Source organism: Aminobacter sp. P4_H6_2, assembly GCF_056400805.1.
Map to the genome: position 1 here is coordinate 1 of NZ_JBFUKO010000367.1, position 5,355 is coordinate 5,355.

Below are 5,355 nucleotides of genomic sequence, written 5' to 3' on the forward strand. Positions count from 1 at the left end.
CATGACGCCAAAAGCCATGTGTCGCGCGCGGCAAAGCCCAGCGCGACCTGTTCGCCGACCTCGAGCGGATTGCGGCCATTGACGTCGACGATGACGCGGTCGCCGCTGGCGAGCTTGACGGCGAGCTGGTTGGCACTGCCCTGGTAGACCGAGTTGACCACAGCGCCGGCAAGCACGTTTTCGTCCCTGCCCGCATCCCCTGCCCCGGCCCCTTGCTGGTGGCCAGCCCCTTGCTTGCGGGTACGGATATTCTCCGGCCGGATCATGACCTGCACGGACGCTCCCTTGGCCAGGCCCGCCGGGCCAGTCGTGCCGATGCTGCCACTGGCGGTCTCGACCTTGTAGCTGTCGCCGCCCAATGCTTCGGCGACCTTGCCGCCGATCGTATTGGAGCGGCCGATGAAGCCGGCTACCGATTGCGAGGCCGGGCGTTCGTAGATCTCGCGCGGCGAGCCGAATTGCGAGATCGTGCCGGCGTTCATCACCACTATCTTGTCCGACATGACCATCGCCTCGGCCTGGTCGTGGGTGACATAGATGCTGGTGATGCCGACGCGCTGCTGCAGGTCGCGGATGAAGAAGCGCATCTCGTCGCGCAAGGTGGCGTCGAGATTGGCCAGCGGCTCGTCGAGCAGGAGCACGGACGGCTCGATGACCAGCGCACGCGCCAGCGCCACGCGCTGCTGCTGGCCGCCGGAGAGCTCGCGCGGATAGCGCTTGTCGTAGCCTTCAAGGCGCACCATGGCCAGCACGTCGGCGATGCGCCGCTGGCGATCATGCATCGAGACCTTGCGCACTTCGAGGCCAAAACTCAGGTTTTCAGCCACCGTCATGTGCGGAAACAGCGCGTAGGACTGGAACACCATGCCGATGTCGCGCTGCTCGGGCAGAGCGTGCGTGACGTCGCGCTCGCCAAACAGGATGCGGCCGCTGTCGGGCCGCTCGAAGCCGGCGATGCAGCGCAAGGTCGTTGTCTTGCCGCAGCCGCTTGGCCCCAAAAGCGAGACGAACTCGCCCTGGCCGATCGGGATCGAAATGTCCTTGAGGATGTGCAGATTGCCATACCGCTTGTTGATACGGTCGATGGTGAGTGCGGTCATCCGATGTCCTCGCGCAGTTTCCCTGCCGGGAGGCGGGGGCGCCTCCCGGTCACGCGTTTGCAGGCTGGTTGCTAAGGCCGGGGCCTCAGGTCATTTCCCGGTTCCAGCGGTCGGCGATCTCGGCCGCCTTGTCGACGTAGCTGTCCCAGTCGTAGCTCTTGATCTCGGCCATGCGCGGGCCGACGATCGGCGTGCGCGCCGACATCGCCGCGTCGACGACGGATGAGCTGTTGCTGGGCGAGGTGTAGAAAGCCTTGGCCATGTCCTGCTGCACCTTGGCGTCGAGGATGTAGTTCAGATAGGCGTGCGCGGCGTCCTTTTCGGCGCCGGTGCCAACCAGGTTGAACGACTGCTCGAAAGCGAGCACGCCTTCCTTGGGCGCGATGATCGCAACCGGTGCGCCCTTGTCCTGCAGCGTCATGATCTCGGTCCAGTCGACCGGGGCGATGATCGCATCGCCGCGGATCAGTGCTGTTGCCACCTCACCGCTCCACGATGCCTGCGTGAAGGGCAGCAGTTCCTTGATCTTGGCAAAAGCGGTATCGAAATCGTCCGGCCCGCTGCCAAACAGCTCGGCGACAAGGCGCAGGAACAGAACCGCGCCGGTGTTGCCGATCTGGTAGAGACCGGTCTTGCCCTTGAATTCCGGGTTTTCCCACAGATCGTGCCAGGAGGTGGGTGCGGTCTTCACCAGGTCGGTACGATAGGCGAGACCGATCGGCGAAACGATGGCGCGGATGCCCTTGGCGTCCTTGTTGATGAACTGCGGGAAGGTCTTTTGGGCGTTAGGCACCTTGGCGAGGTCGAAGGGCTCGAAGAAGCCTTCAGCGCGCAGCACGGCGGCAATATTCTCGTTGCCCATGAAGATGCTGTAGGGCGAACGGTCGCCGCCGGCGCGGATCTTGGCGACAAAGTCCTTGCCAAGCCCGACGTCGAGCTGCGGCTGGATGCCGGTGGCAGTGGTAAGRCCCGGCAGCAGGTTCTCTTCCCAGAACTTCGCCCACAGCCCGCCATAGGTCGGGACGACCAGCGACGATTGCGCCGATGCAAGTCGCGGCAGGGTCATTGAGGCAAAGATAGCCGTCGTACCGACGGCGAATTCACGCCTAGTCAGCTTCATCRGAAATTATCTCCCATGTTCCCACTGAAGTTCTTATTGTGGCTTGCGTCGCGGGTCGAAAGCGCAGCCCTGTTGGATCGAAGGCTTGCATTTTCTGACCAGACGGTCAACAATTTAGATATTGTAATATTGAAATAATAAGAAGCGGCCAACGAGGGAGAGAATACGCGCATGGAGGACGCCAAGCAGGCAGTCCAGGCGACCAAGAGCCTGGCACATCAGATCGCGACGGCGCTCCAGCAAGAGATCGTGCAGGGCACGCTCAGCGTCGAGGCGCGGCTGCCGTCAGAAGCCGAGATCGCGCAGCGTTTCGGCGTCTCGCAGCCAACGGTGCGCGAGGCACTCAAGATCCTGGCGGCGAAGAAGCTGGTGCGTTCCAAGCGCGGCCCCAATGGCGGCGTCTTCGTCAATGCGCCCTCGCTCACCGCAGCCAGCCAGATGCTACAGGAGATGACGACCTGGTTCGTCGGCCTCGGGGTCTTTGGCTTGAACGAAATTGTCGAAGCCCGGCTTTTGCTTGGCCGCACCTGCGTTCAGCTTGCCGCCGAACGCGCCACCAGCGCAGACCTCGAATCGATCGAGGCAACACTGGATGCTTTCGAGCGCGACGACATTTCCGACGAGGAATTTTGCCGGCTCGATGTCGCCTTCCACCATGCCATCGCCCAGGCAACCGGCAACAACGAGCTGCGCTTCATCATGCTGGTGGTCAACGACTCGCTGATCCCGGCAACCAACATGATCTCGTTCCGCTTCCGCGAGCGCGGCCGCGTCGTATCGCTACACGCCGATATCCTGGAAGCCTTGCGCGCCCGCAACGCGGCCGCCGCTACCGCCGCATTCGAAGAACTCATCGCCTATCAGTCGAGCGTCTATGAAAAGGCGTTGTCGGCACGGCAGGCCGATGTAGCCGAGAGGCAGGAAGCCCGATGAGTTTCCTGGTGGCCCCAGGCCAGGAGCTGATTGAAGAGCAGCTCCCGGACGGGCGCCGCCTTTATCGCAGTTCGACCCCCCTGCCCGGCGATCTGCCGGACATTTTTGCGCGGCTCGCCACATGGGCGGCCGAGCAGCCCGACAGGACCCTGTTGTCCGAGCCTGCCGATGGCGCCAGGCCCTCTATCAGCTATGGTGCCGCCCTTTCCCGTTCCCGCGCCATGCGACAGGTGCTTGCCAGCCTCCATGGCCTGCGCAAGGGCGATTGCGTGGCAACGCTGGCGCCTGCGGGCATCGATGCGCTGGTGCTCAAGTTGGCCTGTCTCTCGGGCGGTTTCGTTCATGCCGCGCTGCCCCCCTTCCCTTTCCGCGACGGTGTCGAAAGCCCCGCGACGAAGCCGTTTCTTGTCGCCGTCAAACCCACTCTGATTGTCGCACCGGCGGGCCACCCGGCCATCGAAGGCATGAATGCGGTTTCGCTTGCCGATCTTGTGCGCGAAAACGCGGGCGAAACGGCGTTCGATGCCGACGAACAAACCTCGCCCGATGACTGGGCGTCAATCTTCTTCACCTCGGGCAGCACCGGCGCACCCAAGGGCGTGCCGATAACGCGCGGCATGATTTCGTCCAACCAGGGCGCTATCGCCGCGATGTGGCCGTTCGTCGCCGAAACCCCGCCGGTGCTGGTCGACTGGCTGCCGTGGCATCATGTTTTCGGTGGCCTCGACAATATATTCAAGGTGATCTGGAACGGTGGCGCTATGCATGTCGATGCCGCGCCCAGCCCATCTACAATGGCTGCGAGCGTGCGGATCATGGAGGAGGTTTCTCCGACCATGCATATCGCCGTGCCGCTTGGTCTGAAATTGCTGCTTGACCGGTTGGAGAATGATGAGCCAGCCGCGCGCGCCTTCACCGGCAAACTACGGGCGATCTTTTTTGCCGGTGCAGGTATCGATGCCGAGCTGTGGCGCCGGCTCGCCCATTTCCGCGACAGGCATGGCGATTTCCAGATCCTGTCAGGCTATGGCGCGACCGAGGCCGCCTCGACTATCACGCTGTCGCCGGCGCCGCTGGAGCGGCCGGGTGAACTTGGCCATCCCCTACCTGGGCACCAGCTCGCGCTGGTCGATATCGACGGCCGCAGCGAATTGCGTGTTTCAGGCCCCAACATAGCACCTTGCTACCTCATCGAGGGCGGCAGGGTCGAACTGCCCAAAGATGAGTTTGGCTTTTACCGCACCGGCGACGCTGCTGTGCTGCTTTCGCGCTCGGACGGCATTCCGGTTTTCGGCTTCGATGGCCGTCTTGCCGAGGACTTCAAGCTGTCGAGCGGGGTCAAGGTGCGCACCGGCCCGCTGCGCGCTGGGTTGTTGGCGCAATGCGCGCCGCTGGCCGACGACATCGTGATTTCAGGCGAGAACCGCGAGCGGCTGGTGGCGCTGATTCTTGCCTCGGCGGCGGGCAAGGATCGCGTTGATGAACTTAGCGCGCGCATCGCCGGCTGGAACGCGGCCAATCCCGGCGGTTCGACAATGATTGCTCGCTTTGATCTGGCGACAACACCAGCAGAGCGCAGCAAGGGCGAACTGTCGGACAAGGGGCAGATCGTGCAGTCACGTTTTCTGCGCAACAACGCGGAACTGTTCGAGGCGCTGCAGGCAGGTGGAGGTCAGGCGCCCAGGGGCGCCTGACGCATGATCCAATTCAATCGAGATCGCGGAACGGCTTTTCGCGGATGTCGAGGAATTCCTTCAGCGAATGCTCCTTGAGCAGCCGCATCCAACTACGCCCCTCTTCCGAGCCATGCAGGATCGCGGTGGTTTCGCGGTTATAGGTCCACGAGCTTTCCAGGCCTGCGGTCTGCTGCTGGTGGTTGAGCGCTGCCTTGGCGAACTTGATCGAAGCGCCGGGCATGCGGGCGCATTTGCGCGCCAGCTTTTCTGACTCGGCCTTCAACTGGTCGCGCGGCACCGCCTTGTTGACGAGGTGGATGCGCGCGGCCTCGCGGCCGTCGACCAGGTCGCCGGTGTACATCAGGTGGCGGGCATGGATCATCGGCACCGTCCAGGGCAGCATCAGCGTCGGCGGCGCTGAGACGTGGCGCACTTCCGGCTCGCCCAGCATCGCGTCCTCGGCGGCGATCGTCATGTCGCAGCACATCATCAGCTCCAGCCCGCCGGCCAGCGCATAGCCATTGAC

At 63.5% G+C, this 5,355-nt stretch carries 5 protein-coding genes; 2 read left to right on the forward strand and 3 right to left on the reverse strand.

What is annotated here, in order from left to right; translation table 11 throughout:
* Together AC1DUU_RS21815 and AC1DUU_RS21820 are read right to left on the reverse strand one after the other, a co-directional pair.
* Positions 1–1,100, reverse strand: a 1,100-nt coding sequence (locus AC1DUU_RS21815; protein WP_476785480.1) for an ABC transporter ATP-binding protein, incomplete at its 3' end; no start/stop codon positions are given.
* An 85-nt stretch (positions 1,101–1,185) separates the two neighbouring features.
* Positions 1,186–2,220: an ABC transporter substrate-binding protein gene (locus tag AC1DUU_RS21820; protein WP_476785481.1), complete on the reverse strand. Its 1,035-nt coding sequence runs from the start codon at positions 2,218–2,220 to the stop codon at positions 1,186–1,188.
* 171 nt (positions 2,221–2,391) lie between these two features.
* Between AC1DUU_RS21820 and AC1DUU_RS21825 the strand changes: the two genes are divergently transcribed.
* Together AC1DUU_RS21825 and AC1DUU_RS21830 are read left to right on the forward strand one after the other, a co-directional pair.
* Positions 2,392–3,153, forward strand: a complete 762-nt coding sequence (locus AC1DUU_RS21825; RefSeq protein WP_476785482.1) for a FadR/GntR family transcriptional regulator — start codon at positions 2,392–2,394, stop codon at positions 3,151–3,153.
* The gene (locus AC1DUU_RS21830; RefSeq protein ID WP_476785483.1) at positions 3,150–4,847 is read left to right on the forward strand and encodes an AMP-binding protein; all 1,698 of its coding nucleotides are present in this window, start codon (positions 3,150–3,152) and stop codon (positions 4,845–4,847) included. The genes AC1DUU_RS21825 and AC1DUU_RS21830 overlap by 4 nt, the downstream gene beginning before the upstream one ends.
* Positions 4,848–4,860: 13 nt before the next feature.
* Here AC1DUU_RS21830 and AC1DUU_RS21835 read toward each other — a convergent pair.
* On the reverse strand, positions 4,861–5,355 hold a 495-nt coding region (locus tag AC1DUU_RS21835; protein WP_476785484.1), incomplete at its 5' end, for an enoyl-CoA hydratase/isomerase family protein.

Excerpts from the sequence above, each read along its gene's own strand:
- AC1DUU_RS21825 (WP_476785482.1), top strand. The coding sequence starts at position 2,392 with ATGGAGGACGCCAAGCAGGCAGTCCAGGCGACCAAGAGCCTGGCACAT.
- AC1DUU_RS21830 (WP_476785483.1), top strand. The coding sequence starts at position 3,150 with ATGAGTTTCCTGGTGGCCCCAGGCCAGGAGCTGATTGAAGAGCAGCTC.